The 476-nt window shown below is 67.4% G+C and carries 1 protein-coding gene; it reads left to right on the forward strand.

The features are described 5' to 3' along the window. Positions 1–100 precede the first annotated feature (100 nt). The coding region (locus AC07RN_RS21060; protein WP_478337230.1) for a hypothetical protein at positions 101–476 on the forward strand (376 nt) is incomplete at its 3' end.

The raw sequence follows: 476 nt of genomic DNA on the forward strand, positions 1-476 counted from the left end.
TCCCTCGGGGGCCTATCCGCAGGCCAGGTGCTCGACGGACGCTGGGATCTCGGAATTCGACCACTCGTCCAGAGGTCCCTGACCGAGAGGAACCCACGCCATGTCCCGCATCCTCGGCACCACCATCGTCCGCGACGTGCACGAACACGGGCCGCCGGGCGCAGCCTTGCCCGGCGTCGAATCCGTCCGGAAGACGACCCGTCACCACTGGGCCTTCGCCCGGATCGGCATGTATCTCCTGCTTGCCTCCCTGCCGCTGCTCGCGATCTCGGCACACGTGTTCGGCGTCGTGTCGATGACAGCCACTGGCCCGCTGGTGATCATTCCACTCGCGGCCGTCCTCGCCGTGTTCTGCGTCGTCGCTCCGCACCCGATCGACCGCATCGTCGGCTACGGCCTCGGTTGGGGGATGTTCGCGTGTCTCGCCTACGACGTCTTCCGCCTCGACACCGTCTATCTGCTCGGCCTCTGGGACG

Source organism: Lelliottia sp. GFLA7, assembly GCF_056490165.1.